We start from the raw sequence: 20,516 nt of genomic DNA on the forward strand, positions 1-20,516 counted from the left end.
CGGTACGTTGACCGGATGATCACATCCGGCGCATTCCGCCTCCCGGCCACCGTCGCCTTCCGCGCGCTGATCGCGGCCGCGGCCGTCACCGGCCTGGTCATCGAGTGCGCGTACGGCAGCGTGCCCGTCGTCCTGAGCTTCTTCACGATCTGGACGAACATCCTGGTCGCGGTCACCTTCGGGCTCTCCGCCCACCGCGTGTACCGGCGCGAGCCGGACGTGGCCCCCTTCTGGCGGGGCGGGGTGCTCCTCTTCATCCTGATCACCGGGCTGGTCTTCCACCTGGTCCTGGCCAACCCGTCGAGCCCCTTCAACGTGCTGGAGGACCTGGACAAGCTCACCGGCGCGAAGTCCGTCGCCAACCAGCTCCTCCACACGGTCACCCCCATCGGCGCCGTCCTGGACTTCCTCTTCCTGACCGCCCCCCGCACCCTGCGCCCCCGCTACGCCGCGCAGTGGCTGGCGTACCCCCTGCTCTACGTGGTCTTCGCGCTGATCCGCGGCGCCCTGCTCTCCCCCGACGTCCCGTCGCGGTACACGTACCCCTTCATCGACGCCGCCGAGTACGGCTACGCCCGGGTCGCGCTGAACGCCGTGGTGCTGGGCCTCGCCTTCTACGCCCTCGGCCTCGCCCTGGTCACGGCCGACCGCTACCGGCCGCCACGCGAAAACCGGATTTCGTCTCCGGCCGAGGGTCCGCTAAAGTAATCGATGTCGCCAGGGCAGCAAGCGCTGCAAGGGTGGACATCGGGGTGTAGCGCAGCTTGGCAGCGCGCTTCGTTCGGGACGAAGAGGTCGTGGGTTCAAATCCCGCCACCCCGACTTCGTAAGACCAGGTCAAGGGTCTGATCCGCATTGCGGGTCAGGCCCTTCCTGTGTTTCTGGAGTCGTTCTCCGCGCACCCGCCCAGTGGTTCGGGTGTTCTCGCCGAACCTGAGGTCCTTGCCCGTGCCTTCCTTTGCTGCTTCCCTGTCCGCGCGGTCCGCGTGGCTCTCGCCCAAGGTGCTGCGGACCGAGGTGCTCGGTGGGCTGGTGGTGGCGCTGGCGCTGATACCCGAGGCGATCTCGTTCTCGGTGATCGCCGGGGTGGATCCGGCGATCGGGCTGTTCTCCTCGTTCACCATGGCCGTGGTGATCTCGGTCGTCGGTGGGCGGCCCGCGATGATCTCCGCCGCCACGGGGGCGGTGGCGCTCGTGATCGCGCCGCTGAACCGTGAGCACGGGCTGGGGTATCTCATCGCCGCGGTGATCCTCGGCGGTGTGTTCCAGATCGTGCTTGGGGCGCTCGGGGTGGCGAAGCTGGTTCGGTTCGTGCCGCGTTCGGTGATGGTCGGCTTCGTCAACTCCCTTGCGATTTTGGTGTTCATGGCCCAGGTGCCCGAGATGCGGGACGTGCCGTGGGCCGTGTACCCGCTGCTCGCCGGCGGGCTCGGGCTGATGGTGTTCTTCCCGAAGGTCACCAAGGCGGTACCGGCTCCGCTCGTGTCCATCGTCATCCTCACGGTCGTCACCGTGGCCGCGGGGATCGCGGTGCCGACCGTCGGGGACAAGGGGGCGCTGCCGTCCGCGCTGCCGGTGCCCGGTCTGCCGGACGTGCCGTTCACCCTGGACACACTGACGCTCATCGCCCCGTACGCGCTGGCCATGGCGGTGGTGGGGCTCATGGAGTCGCTGATGACGGCGAAGCTCGTCGACGAGATCACCGACACGCGGTCGAGCAAGACGCGTGAGTCCGTGGGTCAGGGCGTCGCGAACATCGTCACCGGGTTCTTCGGCGGCATGGGCGGCTGCGCGATGATCGGCCAGACGATGATCAACGTGAAGGTGTCCGGGGCGCGGACCCGGCTGTCGACCTTCCTCGCCGGCGTCTTCCTGATGGTGCTGTGCATCGCCTTCGGGCCGGTGGTCTCCGAGATTCCGATGGCCGCGCTCGTCGCCGTCATGGTGATGGTCTGCTTCGCCACCTTCGACTGGCACTCCATCGCTCCGAGGACGCTGAAGCGGATGCCGGCCGGGGAGATCACCGTCATGGTCGTCACCGTGACGTGCGTGGTCGTCAGCCACAACCTCGCCGTCGGTGTCGTCGCCGGGTCGGTCACCGCGATGGTCGTCTTCGCCAAACGGGTCGCGCACCTGGCGGACGTCACCTCGGTGACCGATCCCGAGGGGGGCATGGTGGTGTACTCGGTCACCGGCGAGCTGTTCTTCGCCTCATCCAACGAGCTGGTCGGGCGGTTCGACTACGCGGGCGACCCCGGCAAGGTCGTCATCGATCTCGCCGGGGCCCACATCTGGGACGCCTCCTCCGTCGCCGCGCTCGACGCCATCGAGGAGAGGTACCGCCGGCGCGGCAAGAGCGTGGAGATCACGGGGCTGAACGAGCACAGCGCCCTGCTGCACGGAACCCTCAGCGGCGAGCTGTCAGCGGGTCACTGACGGGCCGCGTCAGCCCGTGGGCCGGCGCGTCCACGGGTCCGGGCCGGGGTCGCCGCCTTCGGCGCGCAGGGAGAGGCGGTCGACGTAGTGCTGCCAGAACTCCGCGTGCGCCTCGCAGGCCTCCGAGGTGGGCAGGCCGGTGTGGAGGAGGTGGAGGACCGTGCCCGCCGGGGTGGGTTCGAGTGCTGGTTCGAGGGCCGGTTCGAGAGTGATCTCCAGCCGGGTGGAACCGGGCGCCAGGGGTGTGCCGGCCCCCTCCCAGCCCCAGGTGAGGACGAGCCGCTCCGGCGGGTCGACCGTCAGGAAGCTGCCGGACGCCACGTTCTCGCCGGTGATCCGGGTGCGGTACGGGCCACCGGGCTCGAAGGAGAACGTACCGTCGCCGCCCATCCAGGACAGCCACTTGTCCCGGTCGGTGAGGAAGCCGAAGACGGTTTCCGGGCGGGCCGCGATGCGGCGCTCCAGCGTGACGGTGTCCATCGGGGTCGCGGGAGTGGTCATGGTGGCCAGTCTCCCGCGACAGCGTGATGGTGCGGCGGCGGCTCGGCGGGCGGCTCGGCCGAATGCGGGCCGGGCCCGGTGGCCGGCTCCCGGGGGTCAGCCGGTGATCTCGACCTTCCCGTTGAGGGCCGGGGTCTCCCGGGCCGGGGAGGCCTTCGGGGCGGCCAGGCCCTTCAGGAGTTCGGACAGGTCCACGCCCGTGGTGGAGCTCAGGAGCTCCATGCCCTGGGCGACGTTGTCGGTGACCGTGCGGGAGAGCTTGCTCGCGCCGTCGGTGGAGATGACGGTCATCTTGTCGATGGCGGAGAGGGGTTCGGCGGCCTTGGCCACGACCTGGGGCAGGACCTCGACCATCATCTGGATCATCGCCGCGTCACCGTACGTCTCGAAGGCCTCCGCCTTCTTCCGCATGGCCTCGGCCTCGGCCGAGCCCCGGGCCAGGATGGCCGCGGCCTCCGCGTCGCCCTCCAGGCGCACGGCCTCCGCGATCGCGGCACGCCGGGCCCGCTCGGCCTCGCCGCGCTTGGCGCCCTCGATGGCCTCGGCCTCGGCCAGGGCGGAGCGGCGCTGCTTCTCGCCCTCACCGGTGAGCCGGGCGCGCTCGGCCTCGCCCTGGGCCGCGGCGATGGCCGCGAGGCGCTCGGCCTCGGCCTGCTTGACGCGGGCCACCCGCTTGGCCTCCGCCTCCTGCTCGGCCTCGTAGCGGCGGGCGTCGGCGGGCTTGCGGACCTGGGTGTCGAGCTGGCGGTCGGTCAGGGCGGCCTGCCGCTCGGCCACCTTCTCCTGCTCGCCGAGGATCTGCTGCTGGCGGTCGGCCTCGGCCAGCGGACCGGCGGCGTTGGCCTGGGCGGCAGCCGCGTCGGTCTCGGCCTTGATCTCCGCCTGGCGCAGGTAGAGGGTGCGCTCGGCGACCGCGATCTCCTCCTCCGCCTTCAGGCGGGCCTGCTCGGCCGCCCGGCGGGAGTTGGCCTCGGCGATGTCGGCCTCCTGCTTGGCGCGGGCGGCTTCGGGACGGCCGAGGTCTTCCAGGTAGGAGCCCTCGGTGGTGATGTCCTGGATCTGGAAGGCGTCCAGGACCAGGCCCTGCCCGGACAGGCTGGCCTCCGCCTCCTCGGCGACCTGCCCCGCGAAGGCGGCCCGGTCCCGGATGATGTCCTCCACCGACATGCGGCCCACGATCGCGCGCAGGGCGCCGGAGAGGACCTCCTGCGTGAAGCCGACGATGCCGTCCTGCTGCTGGAGGAACCGCTGGGCGGCGGCCCGGATGGCGTCCTCGTTGCCGCCGACCTTGACGATCGCGACGCCTTCGAGGTTCGCCTTGATGCCGCGCAGGGTGACCGCGCCGCGCACCGCGACGGGGATGTGCCGGCTGGACAGGTCGAGGGTGTAGCGCTGCTGCACGAAGGGGACCACGAAGACCCCGCCGCCGACCACGACCTTCTGGCCGGTGGTGTCGGTGGATATCCGGCCGGTCTCCGGGTCGGTGGAACGCTTGCCGCGCCGGCCGGTGATGATGAACGCCTCGCTGGGTCCGGCGACCTTGTAGCGCGTGACGACGACCAGGGCGAGCAGGACGAGGAGTACGACGACTCCGACGACCGCGGTGACGACTGGGCTCATGACAGATCCCCTCTGCCTCCCCCGTGGGAGCAGATCGGTGATGGTGATGGTGATGTTGGTGGTGGTGGTGGTCTGACCCGACGGCTCGGGGTGGTCAGTGCTCGACGGGGCGGACGCTGACGGAGGTGGACGACGGGGCCGCCGTCACCCATACCTCCGCGCCGCGGGCCAGCGGGCCCTCGGCGGTCGCCGCGTACTTCACGGGCTGGCCCGCCAGGCGCAAGAGGACCTCGCCGTAGCCGGAGCCCGGGATCGCGGTGACCACGGTTCCGGTCGAGCCGACGAGGGAGTCCTGGTGCGGGGCGGCCCCGCTGCGGTCCCGCATCAGGGCGCGGCTCAGGCGGTACGTCGCCCAGCCCGCGCCGGCCCCCGCGAGCGTGCCGGCGGCGGTTGCCGGGACCGGCCCGGACCCCGTGGTCCCGAGCACGATCGCCCCGGTGAACCCGAGCATCGAAACGAAGCCCGCGAGCACCGGGAGGGACAGCCAGCCGTCGAACAGTCCGTCGAGCGCGCCGTCGAAGATGCCTTCCAGCACCCCGTCGAGCAGCAGGGAGAGAGCCAGCAGCACGATCCCCGCAATGCCGAGACCAAGAAACAACCCCATGGACACACCTCCCGCCCGCGTGACGTTTACGCCGGACACCGGCATCGTTTCACCGGAGGGGCGCTACGCACATTGCCTGCCTTCGGCAATCTTTACGCCTCTTTGACGCACCCCGCGGGCGGCCTACGTCACGCGTCGCCGTCGGGCCAGCCCAGCAGGCGGGCTCCGATCACGGCGGTCTGGAGCGTGTAGCGGTTCAGCGGATCGGCGGGATCGGCCCGGGTGAGGGTGTGGATGCGGTCCAGCCGGTACGTCAGGGCGCGCACGCTGAGCGAGAGGCGCCGGGCCGCCTCGGTGGAGACGCAGCCGCTGTCGAAGTACGCGGTGAGCGTGTCGAGGAGCGGATGCGCGCCGCCGCGGGCCGCGCGGAGCGGGCCGAGGGTGCTCTCCACCAGATCGGCCATGGCCTGCCGGTCCCGGGTCAGGACGGGGAAGACGAGCAGGTCGGCGGCGTGCAGCACCGGGCCGTCCAGGTCCATCCGGCGGGCCAGGTCGAGGGCGTTCAGGGCCTCCTCGTAGGAGTGGACGACCCCGCCCGGGCCCGGGTGAGAGCGGCCGATCCCGACCCGGCCGCCGTCGGTGGCCGCGTGCGCCCGCTTCGCGAAGTGCGCCAGGACCTCGGGCTGGTCCCCGGGGGCCACGCAGATCAGCCGGCCGTCCTTCGTGGTCAGCAGGATCTGCCGGCCCGGGAACCGGGCGAGGACCGCCGACTCGATCCCGCGCGCCACGGGGTAGCCGTCGCCGTACGGCTCGGGGCCGGTGGCCACGGCCACGCCGTGCGACTGCGAGAGGCGCAGCCCGAAGCGTTCGGCGCGCTCCGCCAGCCGGCCCAGGTCGCTGCCGCCGTAGAGGAGGTCGTCGATGAACTCCCGGCGGGCCGCCTCCTCCTGGCGCACCGCCTGCTGCTGGGCGCGTTCGTAGCCCTCGACGAAGGCGTCCACCGCCTGCTCGACGGCCGACAGGAGCGGGCCCGGTGCGGGGAGGGGCCGTACGAGCTGCGCCGCGGCCAGGTGTTCGCGGATCAGGGCCCGGAGCGCCAGCCCGGCCTCCGCCGCCCGCTCGCCCTCCGCGCGGCGTGACTCCAGCTCGTCGCGGGTGAGTCGGCGGCCCGTGGCGCAGGCGGCGACGAGCATGTCGGCGTACCCCGGGAGGCGGTCCTCCGGTGCTTGCGGTTCCGCCACGCTCTTCCCCCGATCCCTACGCGTCCGTGACGCGTCCTTGATACGGGGACAAGGGTCACACGGTGGTGAGGGCCGCCGCACCGAAGGAGACGTCGAAGCGGTCGCACCAGATGGTGACGCTGCCGTAGTCGGACGGGTTCACGTCGGCCGGGAGCGCGTAGTTCTGGTCGCCCTTGTTGCCCTTGAGCTTGCCCAGGCTGACGTACTTGCCGTCGTCGAAGACCCGCCAGCCCGCCGTGCCCTCCTTCACCGGGGCGTCCGTCAGCCAGACCCGCAGGTCGGGACCGTTGCTGGTGTCGAGGTTCTCCAGGCGCAGGGTGTGGGAGCCGTCCGGGAGGCGGATGAGCTTCACGGTGCCGGTGGTGTCGTGCTCGTGGCTGATCAGCGTGCCCTGGGCGAGGGTTCGGGGGGTGGCGGGGGCGGCCTGGGTGGCGCTCGGGGCGGTGGCCGGGGGCGGGGATGCGGCGGGGGCCGCCGCCGGGAGGGACTCGTTGACCGTGGCGTCCTGCCAGAGCTTCCACGGCTGGAACCAGTACAGGCCGAGGCCCAGCAGGAGGGCCGCCGGGAGGGCGAGGACGGTCAGGAGCCGGAGTACGCCCCGCTTCTTCGCCGGGTTCCGCGGCTGGTCCTGCGGCTGGTTCCGCGGCTGGTTCTGCGGCTCGTCCCTCGGCTCGTCTCGCGCCGGGTTCTGCGTCACTCGTCGGGCCCTTCCTCGCGTTCGGCCGGCCGGCCGTCGTGGACATTCAACGCGCGGGCACGGGATGGGACCAGGCCCGGCCGGATGACGAAAGGCTTACGTCATCCGGCCGGGTGGGGCCGTGCCTGTCAGGCCGGGCCCGTCGGATCGGGCCCGCAGGCCGGCCGGTCAGGTCGGCTCAGAGGGTGCGGAGCTTGGTGGTGAAGACCTGGTTGGCGATCTTGTCGCCCAGGACGAGGCCGTCCGCGGCGTCCCACGGGTAGTGGACGCCGAGCCAGATCCGGCTGTCGGCGTCCTCCTTGCCGGCCGCGCTGAAGCTGGTGAAGTGGCGGGTCTTGACCGGGGCCTGCGGCTCGTCGGTGGTGAGGTCGAAGGAGAGGTTGTCGCTGCCGAAGTAGCGCTTCATGACTCCGGCCCAGGCGCCGCCGAAGGAGGCGTGCCCGGAGACGTAGGCGGGGAAGCACGGGCTGACGTTGACGCCCGTCGGGCTCTTCAGCAGCGGCTTCCACTGCGGGTCGAGGCCGCCCTCGCGGACCGCCGAGACGGGCCGCCACAGGTCGATGGGGGTGGAGAACTTGGCGTCGCGGACCGCGATCCCGGTGTCGGCCATGGCGAGGGAGACGAGGGCGAAGAGGCGGGCGTTCGCGTAGACCCCGAGGCCTCGGGCCTTGGCGACCTCGCGGGTGGCCTGGAGCATGTGGCCCGGCGGCTTGTAGGTGCCATTGTTGTCGTTGGCCCAGAACCAGGCCGCGGCGAGCTGGTCCGGGGTCCGGTTGACGACCGGGGTGGCGGCCGTGGGCTTGTCGGCGCCGGCCGTGCGGACCGCGTCGACCTGCCGCTTGTACTCGTCGCTCGCCACCAGGGCCTCGTACGAGCCGTACTGGGTCAGGGTGGTGGGACGGAACTGGGAACCGGAGGCCAGCGAGAACGGCTTGACCTGGCCGTAGAACGGGCTGACCGCGTCGCTGTCCTCGTCGCAGGAGGCGTCGGGCATGTCCGGGTAGCTCGTCGGCCGCCAGGCGCCCGGCTTGTTGTCCCCCACGTAGACCTGGGGGTTGTCGGAGCCGTCGCCGGTGCGGGCGTCGGTCATCTGCTTGACCATCGGGCCGACCACGGAGAGGTCCAGGAAGTCGCCGGAGGTGGGCTCGGTGCCGAACCGCTCGCGGAAGCGCGCGTCGAGGTACTGCGTCTGGTCCGCGTAGCGGCTCTGCTTGTTGCCGTACAGGCCGAGGAGGATGTTGTAGGCCGTGCGGCCGATGACGCGCTCCTCCTCGTCCGGGCCCTCGACCCAGCCCGCGTAGTTCTCCGCCTTGATGTACGGCTCCGAGGTGATCTTGCCCTTCCACTTCAGCTGGTACGAGGACTCCGCGTCGTAGATCGCGGCGTTCATCATCGCGGCCGATCTGGCCATCGGGACGGGCCCGCCGCCGACCCGGCGGAAGACGTTCTGCAGCACGTCGTTCCAGTAGTGCACGGGGTCGGCTATCGACTGCGCCGGCAGCGCGGCGTGGGCGGGCTGCGGGGCCGCGACGAGGACCGTTCCGGTCGCGGCCAGAACGACGGCGGCCGCGAGGGCGCGGTACTGGAGCGTGCTCCGGCGGGTGGCGCTCCGCAGGGTGCGGCGGGGGGTGCTGACGATCTCGGACATGGCTCGACTCCCTTTGATCAAAGGCCTGTTGATCACCACGGGAGGTGGCGGCGCGATCATGGCCCGGGGCGGACCGGGGCGCTTGTAGAAAACGGAACGCCCGCGCGGAATGGCCGGTCCCGCCCGGCTGGGCGGCGTGAACCCGCCCGTGCCCGGCTGGAACCGCGAGCCCCTTCCGGCCGACCAACTCCACGCGGAGAGGCGACCGGTGACAGCGGAAGGGCGTGGCATGGGCGGGCTGGACGTGCGGATGGAAGGGGTGGGCTGCCGGCACGGGCGCATCGAGGCCGTGTCCGGCGTCGACCTGGAGATCGCCGCGGGCGAGCGCGTCGCGCTGACCGGCACCAACGGGTCCGGCAAGACCACCCTGTTGCGCGCCGTGCTCGGGCTGCACCCGCAGGTCAGCGGGAAGATCCTGGTCGGCGGCCGCACGGGCGACCCGGCCTGGCGGCGGCGGGCGTGCGCGTGGATCCCGCAGAAGCCCGCAGCGGGACGCTTCCCGCTGCTGGGCGGCGAGCTCCTCGCCAGCAGCGGGGACCCGCGCGCGGCCGCCGAGGCCGCCGGCCGGCTGGGGGTGGGGCCGCTGACCGGGCGGCCCCTGCACACCCTCTCGGGCGGGCAGTTGCAGCGGATGTACCTGGCCCGGGCGATCGGCTGCGTGGCCGCGGGGGCCGGCGTACTGCTCGCCGACGAGCCGACCGCCGCCCTGGACTTCGCCGGGCAGGACGAGGCCGCCGACGTCCTGGCCGCGCTGCCCGTGACGCTCGTCGTCGTCACGCACGACCGGTCGCTCGCGGAACGCTGCGACCGGGTCCTGGAGATGGCCGCCGGACACCTGCGGGAGGTCCGGTGAGCGCCACCCTCGCGGCCGCCTCCCTCGCAAGCGCCGACCTCGGCACCCTGCTGCAACTACCGCCCGTGCAGCGGGCGGGCTTCGCCCTGCTGCTCGCCGCCGTCGGGCTGCCCGTGATCGGCGTGGTCATCGTCGGGCTGGACATCATGCCGGTGCGCTTCGCGATGATGCACGTGGCGCTGCTGGGCATCGCCGTCGGACTGCTCACCGGGCTGGACCCCATGCTGTGCGCGCTGGTGGCCTGCGCGCTGGCCGGAGCCGGGGTCGCCCCGCTGGCCCGGACCCCGGACGGGCTGTCCGGGGCGATGGGGCTCCTGATGAGCCTGGCGATCGCCGCCGCGCTGCTGCTCCTGGCGGTGTCCGGGGTGAACGCCTCGGGGGCGTTCGCGCTGCTGTGGGGCTCGATCCTGTCCGTCGGCGGCGCCGATCTCGTGGTGCTCGGCGTCCTGGCCGTCCTCGTGCCCGGCCTGTTCTGGTGGCGACGGCGCGAAGTGGCGCTGCTGCTCTACGACCGTGAGCTCGCGCAGTGTTCGGGCGTGCCGGTGCGGGCGCTGACCACGGTCCTGCTGGTGCTCGTCGCGGTCGCGGTCGCCGGAGCCATCAAGCTCACCGGCGCCCTGCTGGTCGACGCGCTGACCCTGTTGCCCGCCCTGGCCGCGCGCCGGCTGGGCACCTCGCTGAAATCGATCACCGGATGGGCGGTGGGCATCGGCGTCTTCGTGAACCTGACCGGCTTCCTCATCGCCCTCCGGCTGGACTGGCCCCCCGGGCCCGTCCTCGTCCTGACCGCGGGGGCGCTCGTCCTCGCGGTGCACCTCGTACCCGAACGGAGAATCCGCTCATGGCGCCCCGAACCCGCGTCCGCAGCAGCTCGGCCCGCATCGCCCTCCTCCTCGCACTGACCCCGGCACTGGCCCTGGTGGCCGGCTGCGGCACCGAGGACGGGAAGGGCGGCGGTGGCGGCGGCGCCTCCGCCGGGGGCGGCGCGCCCTCCCGGACGACCGTCGTCGTGACGACCACCTGGGAAGGCGCCTTCGCCAAGGCCGCCGGCGCGCGGGACGTCAAGGTGATCGTGCCGCAGTCCGTGCACCACGCCCCGGACTACGACCCCAAGCCCTCCGACCTCGCGGCCGTCGCCGGGGCCGACTTCGTGCTCTACGCGCCCTTCGAGCCGTACGCCGCGAAGATCAAGGAGGCCGCCGGTTCGAAGGCGGAGCTGGTGGAGGTGAACCTCGACAACGACGCCGACAAGGTCAGGGCCGAAGTCACTCGGCTGGGCGCGCTGTTCGGCACGCAGGCCGCCGCCGCCAAGTGGACGGCCGACTTCGACGCCGAGTACGGGCGGGTCGCGCAGGACGTCCGGGCCGCCTGGCCCGGCGGCAAGAGTCCGTCGGCCGTGAGCCAGGTGTTCACCGCCTGGTCCGCGAAGCTGGCGGGCGCCACCACCGTGGGCACCTACGGCCCCGAGGCGGTGACCCCGGCGCAGCTGGCCGAGCTGTCGGCGAAGAAGCCCGCGCTGGTCCTGGACAACGCGCACATGTCGACCGGGACCGTGCTGCCCGACTCCGGCGCGCAGCAGGTGCGGATCGTCAACTACCCGGGGAACGACCTGGACCTGCTCCCGGTCTACCGCAACGCGGGGGCCGCGCTGAAGGCGGCCATGGGCAAGGTGGGCGGGTCCGCGGGGTAGGGGGAGCGGGGAGGCGGTGGGACGGGGGCGGCGCCCCCGGTACCGCTGGAGGGCGGGGCGGTCCACCGGGGCCGCCCCGCCCTCGTCTACGCGCCGACTCCGGCCGGGGTCTGGGCGGCGGGCTCGGTACGGGCCTCAGCGGCGGGCTCGGTACGGGCTTCAGCGGCGGATCCGGTACGGGCCTCAGCGGCGGGCTCGGTACGGGCCTCAGTGGCGGATCCGGTACGGGCCTCAGCGGCGGGCTCGGGGAAGGCCCGGGTGGTCCCCTGGCCGGGTGCGCCGGTCGCGAGGCGGGCGCGCAGTGCCGCGCGGTCGGGTTTGCCGGCCGGGGTGAGCGGGAGCTCCGCCAGCAGCAGCAGGTGCTCGGGGTGCTTGCGGAGGTCGAGGCCGCGCAGCGTGAGGTGTCCGGCCAGGGAGTCGAGGGTGGGGGGCTGCGCGCCGCGAGGGACGACGCAGGCGGCGAGGCGTTCGCCCATCACCGCGTCCGGGACCCCGACGCAGACGACGTCGCGGACGAGGGGGTGGGAGGAGAGCTCCCGTTCCACTTCGGCGGGGCTGATGTTGGCGCCGCCGCGGATGACGATGTCCTTGAGGCGGCCGACGACGTGCAGGACCCCGTCCTCGTCGATGAAGCCGAGGTCGCCCGTACGGACCCACCCCTCGGGCGTGCGGTACCGGGCGTCCAGGTCCGGGGAGGCGACGTAGCACATGGGGGTCATGGGGCCGCGCGCGATGATCTCCCCGATCGCCCCGTCGGGGAGCCGCTCGTGCGACTCGGTGTCGGTGATCCGGATCTCGGCGACCCGGGGATCGGGGCGGCCGGCGGCGACGCCCGTGCCCTCGGAGTCCGGGGTCGCCCGGCCCAGTCCGGTGTGGCAGTTGACCCCGTCGGCCGAGCCGTAGAGGTTGACGACCGGGCAGCCGAAGGCGCGGCTCGCGCTCTCGGCGGTGGTCTCGTCGAGGGGGGCGCCGCCGAGGATCAGGGCGGTGGGGGCGGGGAGCTGCTGCCCGTCTCCCCCGGCGGCCTCAGCTGCCTCCGCCTCGAGCCGGTCGAGCATCATGCGGAACATCGTGGGCACCCCGAGGACGTGCGTGGGCCGGTGCTCGCGCACCGCCGCGAGGGCCGCCTCCGGGGTGAAGTGGTCGAGGACGATCAGGGTTCCGCCGTGCCGGGCGAGGGTGACCGCGGTCCCGCTGGAGCCGAAGGCGGACGCGAGCGGTACGAGGAACAGGCAGCGCGGCGGCGTCCCGTCGGGCATCAGCGAGGCGAGGAAGTTGCCCCGGCCGCCGGCGAGGGCGTTGTGGGAGTAGGCGATCATCTTCGGCTCCGCCTCCGAGCCCGAGGACACCAGGATACGGGCGGCGCTGTCGGGATCGGGCCGGGCGGGGACGAAGGCGGCCGGGTCGGAGCGCAGCAGCGTCGCGAGCCGGATCGTTCCCTCGGGCTCCGTGCCCGCCGGTCCGCCGGCCGCGATGACATGGCGCAGCGCGGGCAGTTCGGGGGCCAGGTCGAGCAGTTCGGCGGCGTGCTGGTGGCCCCGGTGCTCCACCGCGGCGATCACCGCCACGGCCTCGGCGCGGCGCAGCAGGCAGCGGGCCTCCTGGCCGCCCCGGCCCACGGGGAAGGGCAGGGCCACCGCGCCGAGGGCGGCCAGGGCCAGGTCCGCGATGACCGCGTCGCGGCCGTTGGGGAGTTGGACACCGACCACGTCGCCGGGCCGTACGCCGAGGGACGCGAGGCCGGTGGCCAGACATCGCACCTTGCGGTCGAGCGCGGTGTAGCAGAGCTTGCCCTTGGCATCGATGACCGCGGTGTGGTGCAGGTCGGAGATCTGGCGGGCCCGGAAGAGGCTGTAGAGGTCGAGGTCGGGACAGGTTCCGTCGACCGCCCACGAGCGGCGCAGTCCCACGGGCAGCAGATCGTGCAGTGCGACGGTCATACGAAGCTCCAGGGGTCGGGAACGGCGGGGGCACCGTGCGCGTCCCGGCTGATCGAGCCGGCGAAGCGCGGGTCTTGGGGCGGGGTGTGGTGTGGGGCGGCTTGACGGTCTTGGGGCGGGGTGTGGTGTGGGGCGGCTTGACGGTCTTGGGGCGGGGTGTGGTGCGGGGCGGCTTGACGGTCTTGGGACGGGGTGTGGTGCGGGGCGGCTTGCAGGGTTGCTTGCCGGTCGTGGTGCGGGGCTGCGTGCAGGTCGGTGAGGTCGGTGGTGACGGCCGTCGCGGTGAGGCCGCGCGCGCGGAGTGCTCGTAGGGCCTCCTCGGTGGACAGGTCCGCGAGTCCCCGGGAGGCGTCGGCCACCGCGCGGGCGTCCGCGTCGGCCGGGGCGATCCAGCCGTCGGCGGTGCGCAGGGGCGTACGGAACCCCGCGGGCCGGCGGCCGCGTTCCCCGCGCCGCGCACGGTGCAGGGCGGGGGCGGTGAGCAGGTCGGCGGCGCCGAGCAGCGAGGAGTCCACGCGGACCCCCCGCCCGGTGCGCTCGCGCAGCAGCAGCCCCGCGAGGACGGCCTCGGCGCCGAGCAGCCCGCCCAGCACGTCGAGCAGGGTCATCAGGGACGGCGCGGGCGGCTCGCCCTCGGGGCGGGCCGCCTCGCCGACGCCGGTGCGGGCCTGGACCATGAAGTCCGTGCCCATCGGCGGATCGGCGATCCGGCCCGTGCCCCAGCCGCCGGTGTACGCGTACACGAGCGTGGGGTTCACCCGCGCGAGGTCGGCGCAGTCCAGGCCCAGCTCGGCCGCCTTCCCCGGGGCCCAGTTGTGCAGGAACACGTCGGCTCCGGCCGCCAGCGCGGCCAGCCGCAGCCGGTCGGCGGGCGACTTGATGTCGATCTCCACGGCGTGCTTGCCCCGGTTCAGGGCCAGCCAGCGGGCGGAGATCCCCGAGCAGGTGGGAGGCATGCCGCGCAGCGGGTCACCGCCCGGCGGCTCGATCCGGATCACCTCGGCGCCGAGCAGCCCCAGGAGGTGGGCGGCGAGCGGCGCCTGGACGCGCCGGCCGGCCTCCAGGACGGTCATGCCGCTGAGGGGGCCGGGGGTGGGCCGGCCGGGGACGGGCCGGCCGGGAGTGGGTGCCGCCTTCGCCCGGACATGGCCGCCGGGGCCGTACGGGGCCAGGGTCCAGGGGGCGGCTCCGTCGTCCTCGGCGGCCCGCTCGGCCAGGGTCCGCAGCCGGCACACCTCGGCCCCCGACACGGCCGCGGCATCGCGGATCCGCTGCCAGCCGTGGCCCCGGGTGGTGGCGTGCAAGGCTTCGGGGAAGGGCGCGCACGCGGTGGCGTACCGGAACTGGAAGGGCCGCCACCCGGCCCGTACCGCGTCGGCCGGGGCGTCCAGGGCCCGCCAGAACCCGGCCCAGGCACCCGGATCCAGCGTCTCCAGCTCGAAGAGCGTGCCGTCGGCGGCGGTGAAGGGCGGCCCTCCGGGAGCCAGTTCGGCGGCTTCGCCCTCATCGGCGCCGCTCGCGGCGAGGTACTGGGACACGACCAGCAGCCCGGCCCGGTCCACGTACGTGTGCGGCTGCGCGGCGGCGCCCTCGCACCCCCTGGCCCGGGCCAGCAGGGCGGCGAGCAGCCCCTGGGTGGTGAGGACGGCCGTCGCGGTGGTGGCGTAGTCCACGGCGAGCCCCCGCGGCAGACCGTCGCGGCGGCCGTGCACGGCCATGATCCCGGTCGCGGCCTGCACGGTCGCCTCGTCGGTGACGCCCAGCAGGGCCGCCTCCGGGGACGACCAGCGGAGGGTGGCGGTGGCGGGGGTGAGGGTGGGGAGGGAGGTGGTGGGGAGGGAGGTGGTGGGGGTGGGGGTGTTCCCGTAGCCGTCGTCCGTCAGCGTGATGCGGGCCGCATCGCCGCCGTCCGCGACCGGATCGGTGTCAGGGCCGACCGCTCCCAGCAGCCTCAGGTGTGCGGCCACCGGGCCGACGAGCCCGGGCGGTCCCGAGGTGGTGAAGCGCAGCCCGTCGAGCGGCCGAGCGGTGTGGGTGACGGCGGGTGACGCCATGCCTCTCCTCTTCTCCCGGCCCGGCGATCGGCCGGCGCCGCAGGTGGTCCCGTACGGGAACCAAGGGGCGGGCCCGCCCGACCAGTTCCACGGGAAGGCAGTCGCACTGCCGTTCCCACGGGTTCCCGGCGGGCTGAGGAAAGTGGTGGAGGAGCTAGTGGCAGAGCAGCTAGTGGCAGAGGAGCGAGTGGCAGAGGAGCGAGTGGCGGAGGGCGGAGGGGACGCGGCTCGCGGCTCGGACGAACCCGGCTGCAAAGAGCTGGAGTTGAGGGACCGGGTGGCGGGGTTCGTACGGGAGCGGGTGATGCCCCGCGAGCCCGTGCTCGACGCGGGCGGCCCCGCCGGGGCGGCGGCCCTGCGGGAGCTCCAGGCCGGGGCGAAGGAGGCGGGCCTCTGGGCCCTCCCGCTGCCCGTGGAACTGGGCGGCCAAGGGCTCGGTCTCGCGCGCTACGCGCGGATCGCCGAGGCCGAGGGGGCGAGCGACCACGGACCGGCGGCACTGGGGTCGGCGCCCCTGCTGGACGCCACGATGCTGTGGCGGCACGGCGGCGACCGGGTGCGCGCGCTGTACCCGCGCCGGCTGACGGCCGGTGAACTGCGCGCCTGCTACGCCATGACCGACCCGGAGACACCGGGCACGGACCCGTACCTCACCTCCACACGCGCGGAGGAGGCGGCGGACGGGAGCTGGACCCTGAGCGGCCGCAAGTGGTTCACCTCGCACGCCGCCGAGGCCGATCTGGTCACCGTACTGGCCCGCACCGACGGGCGGCCGGGCGACCGTACGGGGCTGTCGCTGCTCGTCGTCCCCACCTCCGCCCCGGGGTTCCGGGTGGTGCGGGAGCTGCCGGTGCTGGGTGCGGGCGGGCAGTGGGAGATCGAGTTCGACCGGGTGCGCGTGGCCGCCGACCACCTCCTCGGCGAGCGCGGCCGGGCCCTCGCCATCGCCGCGGAACGCCTCCAACTGGGCCGCACCCTGAGGTGTCTGCGCTGGCTGGGCCAGGCGCAGCGCGCGTTCGACCTCATGTGCGCACGCGTGAACTCCCGTACCGGGTCGCGCGGACCGCTCGGAGCACATCAGCTGGTGCAGAGCCACGTCTTCGAGTCGCTCCTGCTGCTGCGCAGCACCCGGCCGCTCGTCCACGAGGCCGTCGCCGCGATCAGCACGGGACGGGACGCGCACGTGGAGGTGGGCCTGGCCAAAGTGGCGGCCGCCCGGATGCTCCAGCAGGTGACCGACGCGGCCATCCAGATCCACGGCGCGGCCGGCCTGGGCCCCGACACCCCCCTCCCCGCCCTCTACCGCACGGGCCGCACGGCCCGGATCCTGGACGGGCCGGACGAACTGCACATCACGGCGGTGGCTCGGCGGGTGCTGGGGGGATACCGGGGTGGGGGCGGGGGTGGGGGCCAAGGCCAAGGCGGGTGACTTGTGCGGGCCCGTCGGTGGCGTTGGCATGGTGCGGTGGGAGCCCGGCAGTCCAGTGTCCTTTCGGTGCGGGCCGGTCCCTCAAGGGCGCTCCCTTCGGTCGCGTCGCTTCGCGATGGCCTTCGGCCACCCTTGACCGACCGACCCACCCCGAAACGCCACAAGACTTCCGGGATCCCCCCGAGGAACGGCCGGGAGGGAGATGAGGGAGGAGCGGCCCAGTTGCAGATACGCAGCCCCCTCCGGCCAGTGGGCATCCATACACGGCCCCGGCAGGACAGGAAGCTCAGCCGGTACGGACGCGCGGGGCGATCAGAGCATCCAGGGCCGGGCGCCTGGACACCCTTCCCGTGACGGTCGCCCGCCACCACGAGCGAGAGGGGGACGAGACGGCTCTCGGAGTCGGTGGGCGCGACAGATCGCTACACACTCCCCCTCGGCTTAGCGACTGACCACCGTCCCTGGCTGAATCAGACGAGGGGCGGGCGGTGAGGTTCAGACCGTGCGGAGGTCGGCTCGCCCGGTCAGGGCGGCCAGGCCCAGGGCCAGGAAGAAGTCGCCCCACACCAGTTCGTGGTGGGTCGCGACTCCCTTGTCCGCGTCGTAGCAGCCGTTCAGCAGGCGGCCCCCGGAGAGGTGGTGGTCCACCAGGTGCTTCAGGATCTCCGCCGCGCGGTGTGCGTACGCCGCGGCGCGGGGGCCGGGCAGCAGGGACAGCTTCAGGAGGGCGACGGCCGTCACGGCCGCGGCGGAGGTGTCCTGCGGGCCGTCCGGGCGGGCCGCTTCCGCGGGCGGTACGAGGGGGGTGCCCGGTCCTGTCCACGCGTCGGCAAGTCGTTCCGCCAGTGCCTGCGGGTGGCCCGGCAGGCAGGCGGCCACGGCGGGGCGGTGCAGTGCGTCGGCCAGTGCGAGGAGCAGCCAGGCCGGTCCTCTGCTCCAGCCCGGCGCCGGCTCCGCGCACTCCCGCCAGCCCGTCTCCGCCGCGTAGGACCAGGCCGGTACGAGGTCACGGGCGGGGCGGGCCTCCGTGCCGGAGCCGGGGAGGCACAAGGACAGGTGGCGCTGGAGGTGCGATGCGGCGGCCGCCGGGCCGACGGTGGAGAGCAGGGTGACCGTGCCCGGCAGGCCGTCCACCCGGGCCAGCAGTCGCGGACCGCCGAAGGCCGACCCCCAGGGCAGCAGGCCGAGTTCCTCGTCCACGGCTGACAGGCAGGCTCCGGCCGCGCGGGAACGCAAGTGCTCTGCTCCGGCGTCCTCGACGGCCAGGGCCGTTCCGTACCAGAGGATCAGCCCGCGGGTGGAGGTGTCGGCGTCTACCCAGCCGGTCAGGCGCGCGGTGCAGGCCGATGCCGCGGACCTGTCGGCCGCGGTTCCCGTGTGGCGGGCCCTCAGCCACAGCAGGCCTGCCCAGAAGCCGCCGGCCCAGGAACCCCGGCCGGTCGTCGTCCACTGCCCCGTGTGCGGATCCGCGTACAGCGGGAAGCGCTCCGCGTCGATTTCGGACGCTGTGACGGACACCCGCGCGAGGAGCCGCGCGAACGCCCGTTCCGCCCACGGATCCTTCCGCGTCGTCAACGTCCCCTCCCCCGCTCCCGCATCGCCCAGGTCAACCCGATGGCACCGGCCACGCCGAACTCGGCCGCCACCAGCAGCCAGCCCGTCCCGTAACGGCCGGCGTTCGCGAGGGGGCCGAAGAGGAGGGGGCCGACGGCGAAGCCGGTGAAGAAGCCGGCGGCCACGAGGGCGGAATCCTGGCCGGCCCGGCCGGGGGCGGAGCGCTGCATCACCAGGACCATCGAGACGGCGTTGGCCGATACCGCGAACACCCCGACGGCCACGGCCGCCACCCACACCAGCGGCCGTACGGTCGGAGCCGCGGCCAGGAGGACGGCCGCCCCCACGGCTCCCGCGGCCAGGGCTCCGGGCAGCCATTCGGCGCGCCCCGGCCGGGCGGCCTTCGACCAGCCGACCCGCCCGGCGATGCCCGCGACGCCGAGTACCGCGACCAGTGCGCCGGCCGCGGTGGGACCCATGCCGAGCCGCTGCGCGCCGAAGAGGGCCAGGTAGGTGTTGACCGAGGCGATGCCGCAGCCCAGGAACAGGGAGAACACCGCCAGCCAGGCGATGGCACCCCGCGGGACGAGCGGGGCGCGGGGCCCGGCCGGGGCCGTTGGCGGGTCCGCGGGCAGGGCGCGGCGCGCCCACAGCGCCGCCAGCGCGGCGGTGGCGGCGGCCGTCCACACCGCCCCGCGCCAGCCGATCCCGCCGGCCAGTGCCGTGAGCGGCAGCCCGGCGGCGAAGGCGCCCAGTTGGACGCCCGACTGCTTCATGCCGGTCACCGGGCCCCGGCGGCCGGGGGGCACCGCGGCGAGGACGGCCTTGTTGGTCGCCGGGTTGGCCAGGGCCTGGGGCAGTCCGCCCAGCGCGACGGCGGCGAGCAGGAAGCCGGTGCCGGGCGCGGCGCCGATCAGCGCGAGCGCCGCCGCGGACACCGACAGCAGGAGGACGAGGGAGCGGCGCGGCCCGATCCGGTCCACCAGCCTCCCGCCGAGCGGGGACAGCACGGCGGCCGTACCGAATCCGACCGTGGTGGTCCAGCCGAGCACGGCGGGCGAGACCCCCAAGTCCACGATCAGGCGCGGGCCGAGTGCGCCGAGGAGGAAGAGCTGGAGCATCGAGAAGGCCATGGCGCCGGTGAGCAGGGCCGTCAGCCCGCCCGCGCCGACGTTCGTAGGGCCCTCGGTTGCCACGCCGGGTGCCCCGGGTGCTCCGTGCGTCTTCGCCGAAACGGTTCGGTCCGCCACCGCTCGTCCACCCCGCTCTCGTCTCGCCGCTCAGCGTCAGGCTTAGTCCGGACAGGAGTCGGATCCTCGAACGGCCTGGTTCCCAGGGCCTGTTGTGGCGTGCACCACAAGGGGTGGGGGTTCGGTTTCCGGCCGATGGGAAAACCTGATGCCCTCTGTCGCCCCTGCCTGGCCGGTGCAACGATGGCCCGGCCATGACACCGGGTCGATGTTGCCGAGCCGTACGGGCCGCGATGTTCGCGGCCACCTGCGTGCTGCTCTCGTCCCTCGGGCACGTCCTCATGTCGGGGTCCTCCGTGCCCTGGTGGGGGATGACCGCGGCGTTCGCCGGAACCTCGGCGACCGGCTGGATCCTCGCCGGGCGGGAGCGCGGTCTCGCGGCCGTCGTCTCCGCGACCCTCGGTGTCCAGGCCGCCCTGCACGGCGGGTTCTCGCTCGCCCAGGCCGCGGCGGCGCGGGCCCCGGAGCAGGGGGCCTCCTTGGGCTCGCTGGGCCGCCGCTGGGGGCAGTACCTGCTCTGCGACGTCCCCGCCGCGCTCCGCCCGCGGGCGGACGTACACGGGATGGCCGGGGCGCACGGGGCTCACGGAGCGCACGGAGCGCACGGAGCGCACGGGGTTCATGGCGCGCACGGGATGGCCGGCATGGCCGGGATGGCCGACGGGTCCTCGTTCGGCGCGGGGGCCGTGCCGGTGCCGGGCGCGCACGCCATGGGTTCCATGTCGCCTGCGGGCATGCTCGCCGGCCACCTCCTGGCCGCCCTGATCTGCGGCCTCTGGCTCGCGTACGGGGAACGCGGCGCCTTTCGCGTGCTGCGCGCCGTCGCCGCCCGGTTCCTCGTACCGCTGCGGCTGCTCTTCCGGCTTCCCGCGCCCGCGCACCGGCCGCGGGTCCGCCCTGCCCGGAACCACCGGGTCCGGACGCCCCGCGGGCTGCTGCTCGCCGACGCCCTCACCTCACGGGGTCCACCTCACGGGATCGCTGTCGTCTGACAGCCGGCTCCCCGACGCGCCACGGGTACGCGTGCCCGTACCGCGCCTCGGGCATCGGTCATGCCGT

General features: G+C 73.9%; 17 protein-coding genes and 1 tRNA gene. 8 read left to right on the top strand and 10 right to left on the bottom strand.

All coding sequences use genetic code 11. From position 1 onward, the window contains the following. Window positions 1–15 precede the first annotated feature (15 nt). The 3 genes from OG730_RS19220 (at window position 16) to OG730_RS19230 (ending at window position 2,436) form a co-directional block, all read left to right on the top strand. Complete coding sequence (locus OG730_RS19220; protein ID WP_327305379.1) at window positions 16–708, top strand: Pr6Pr family membrane protein; 693 nt, start codon at window positions 16–18, stop codon at window positions 706–708. A gap of 40 nt (window positions 709–748) precedes the next feature. Continuing rightward, a tRNA-Pro gene (locus OG730_RS19225) sits at window positions 749–822 on the top strand. A 126-nt stretch (window positions 823–948) separates the two neighbouring features. Next, window positions 949–2,436: a SulP family inorganic anion transporter gene (locus OG730_RS19230; protein WP_442814957.1), complete on the top strand. Its 1,488-nt coding sequence runs from the start codon at window positions 949–951 to the stop codon at window positions 2,434–2,436. A gap of 9 nt (window positions 2,437–2,445) precedes the next feature. Here OG730_RS19230 and OG730_RS19235 read toward each other — a convergent pair whose 3' ends face one another. From OG730_RS19235 to OG730_RS19260, 6 genes are all read right to left on the bottom strand, one after another. Beyond that, window positions 2,446–2,937 carry an SRPBCC family protein gene (locus OG730_RS19235; RefSeq protein ID WP_327305381.1) on the bottom strand — a complete coding sequence of 164 codons (492 nt, stop codon included), beginning with the start codon at window positions 2,935–2,937 and terminating at the stop codon, window positions 2,446–2,448. Between the two features lie 96 nt (window positions 2,938–3,033). Further along, entirely contained in the window at window positions 3,034–4,557 is a 1,524-nt protein-coding gene (locus OG730_RS19240) for a flotillin family protein (protein WP_327305382.1), read from the bottom strand. Between the two features lie 94 nt (window positions 4,558–4,651). Continuing rightward, window positions 4,652–5,161 (bottom strand): NfeD C-terminal domain-containing protein, encoded by a 510-nt coding sequence (locus OG730_RS19245; RefSeq protein ID WP_327305383.1) that lies wholly within the window; start codon window positions 5,159–5,161, stop codon window positions 4,652–4,654. Window positions 5,162–5,289: 128 nt separating this feature from the next. Beyond that, on the bottom strand, window positions 5,290–6,294 hold the full coding sequence (locus OG730_RS19250) for a PucR family transcriptional regulator (RefSeq protein WP_442815202.1): 1,005 nt from the start codon (window positions 6,292–6,294) through the stop codon (window positions 5,290–5,292). Between the two features lie 103 nt (window positions 6,295–6,397). Beyond that, the gene (locus OG730_RS19255; protein WP_327309335.1) at window positions 6,398–6,925 is read right to left on the bottom strand and encodes a DM13 domain-containing protein; all 528 of its coding nucleotides are present in this window, start codon (window positions 6,923–6,925) and stop codon (window positions 6,398–6,400) included. 292 nt (window positions 6,926–7,217) lie between these two features. Beyond that, window positions 7,218–8,687, bottom strand: a complete 1,470-nt coding sequence (locus OG730_RS19260; RefSeq protein ID WP_327305385.1) for a vanadium-dependent haloperoxidase — start codon at window positions 8,685–8,687, stop codon at window positions 7,218–7,220. 229 nt (window positions 8,688–8,916) lie between these two features. Here OG730_RS19260 and OG730_RS19265 point away from each other — a divergent pair, with 229 nt between their 5' ends. The 3 genes from OG730_RS19265 to OG730_RS19275 are packed head-to-tail and all read left to right on the top strand — an operon-like array spanning window position 8,917 to window position 11,230. Next, window positions 8,917–9,540 (top strand): metal ABC transporter ATP-binding protein, encoded by a 624-nt coding sequence (locus OG730_RS19265; RefSeq protein WP_327305386.1) that lies wholly within the window; start codon window positions 8,917–8,919, stop codon window positions 9,538–9,540. Further along, window positions 9,537–10,442, top strand: a complete 906-nt coding sequence (locus OG730_RS19270; protein WP_327305387.1) for a metal ABC transporter permease — start codon at window positions 9,537–9,539, stop codon at window positions 10,440–10,442. The genes OG730_RS19265 and OG730_RS19270 overlap by 4 nt, the downstream gene beginning before the upstream one ends. Next, complete coding sequence (locus OG730_RS19275; RefSeq protein ID WP_327305388.1) at window positions 10,382–11,230, top strand: ABC transporter substrate-binding protein; 849 nt, start codon at window positions 10,382–10,384, stop codon at window positions 11,228–11,230. Before OG730_RS19270 ends, OG730_RS19275 begins: the two co-directional genes overlap by 61 nt. 86 nt (window positions 11,231–11,316) lie before the next feature. Here OG730_RS19275 and OG730_RS19280 read toward each other — a convergent pair whose 3' ends face one another. Then, entirely contained in the window at window positions 11,317–13,170 is a 1,854-nt protein-coding gene (locus OG730_RS19280; RefSeq protein WP_327305389.1) for a class I adenylate-forming enzyme family protein, read from the bottom strand. Further along, window positions 13,167–15,224, bottom strand: coding sequence for a CoA transferase (locus tag OG730_RS19285; protein WP_327305390.1), 2,058 nt, complete (start codon window positions 15,222–15,224; stop codon window positions 13,167–13,169). Before OG730_RS19285 ends, OG730_RS19280 begins: the two co-directional genes overlap by 4 nt. A gap of 259 nt (window positions 15,225–15,483) precedes the next feature. Between OG730_RS19285 and OG730_RS19290 the strand changes: the two genes are divergently transcribed. Next, window positions 15,484–16,653, top strand: coding sequence for an acyl-CoA dehydrogenase family protein (locus OG730_RS19290; protein WP_327309336.1), 1,170 nt, complete (start codon window positions 15,484–15,486; stop codon window positions 16,651–16,653). A 495-nt stretch (window positions 16,654–17,148) separates the two neighbouring features. Here OG730_RS19290 and OG730_RS19295 read toward each other — a convergent pair whose 3' ends face one another. Further along, window positions 17,149–18,228, bottom strand: coding sequence for a sugar ABC transporter permease (locus OG730_RS19295; RefSeq protein ID WP_327305391.1), 1,080 nt, complete (start codon window positions 18,226–18,228; stop codon window positions 17,149–17,151). Then, window positions 18,225–19,340: an MFS transporter gene (locus tag OG730_RS19300; protein ID WP_442815203.1), complete on the bottom strand. Its 1,116-nt coding sequence runs from the start codon at window positions 19,338–19,340 to the stop codon at window positions 18,225–18,227. Before OG730_RS19300 ends, OG730_RS19295 begins: the two co-directional genes overlap by 4 nt. A gap of 311 nt (window positions 19,341–19,651) precedes the next feature. Here OG730_RS19300 and OG730_RS19305 point away from each other — a divergent pair, with 311 nt between their 5' ends. Beyond that, window positions 19,652–20,449: a hypothetical protein gene (locus tag OG730_RS19305; RefSeq protein ID WP_327305393.1), complete on the top strand. Its 798-nt coding sequence runs from the start codon at window positions 19,652–19,654 to the stop codon at window positions 20,447–20,449. Window positions 20,450–20,516: the final 67 nt, after the last annotated feature.

The sequence above is a fragment of the Streptomyces sp. NBC_01298 genome, from assembly GCF_035978755.1.
In the GTDB taxonomy this organism is placed as follows: domain Bacteria; phylum Actinomycetota; class Actinomycetes; order Streptomycetales; family Streptomycetaceae; genus Streptomyces.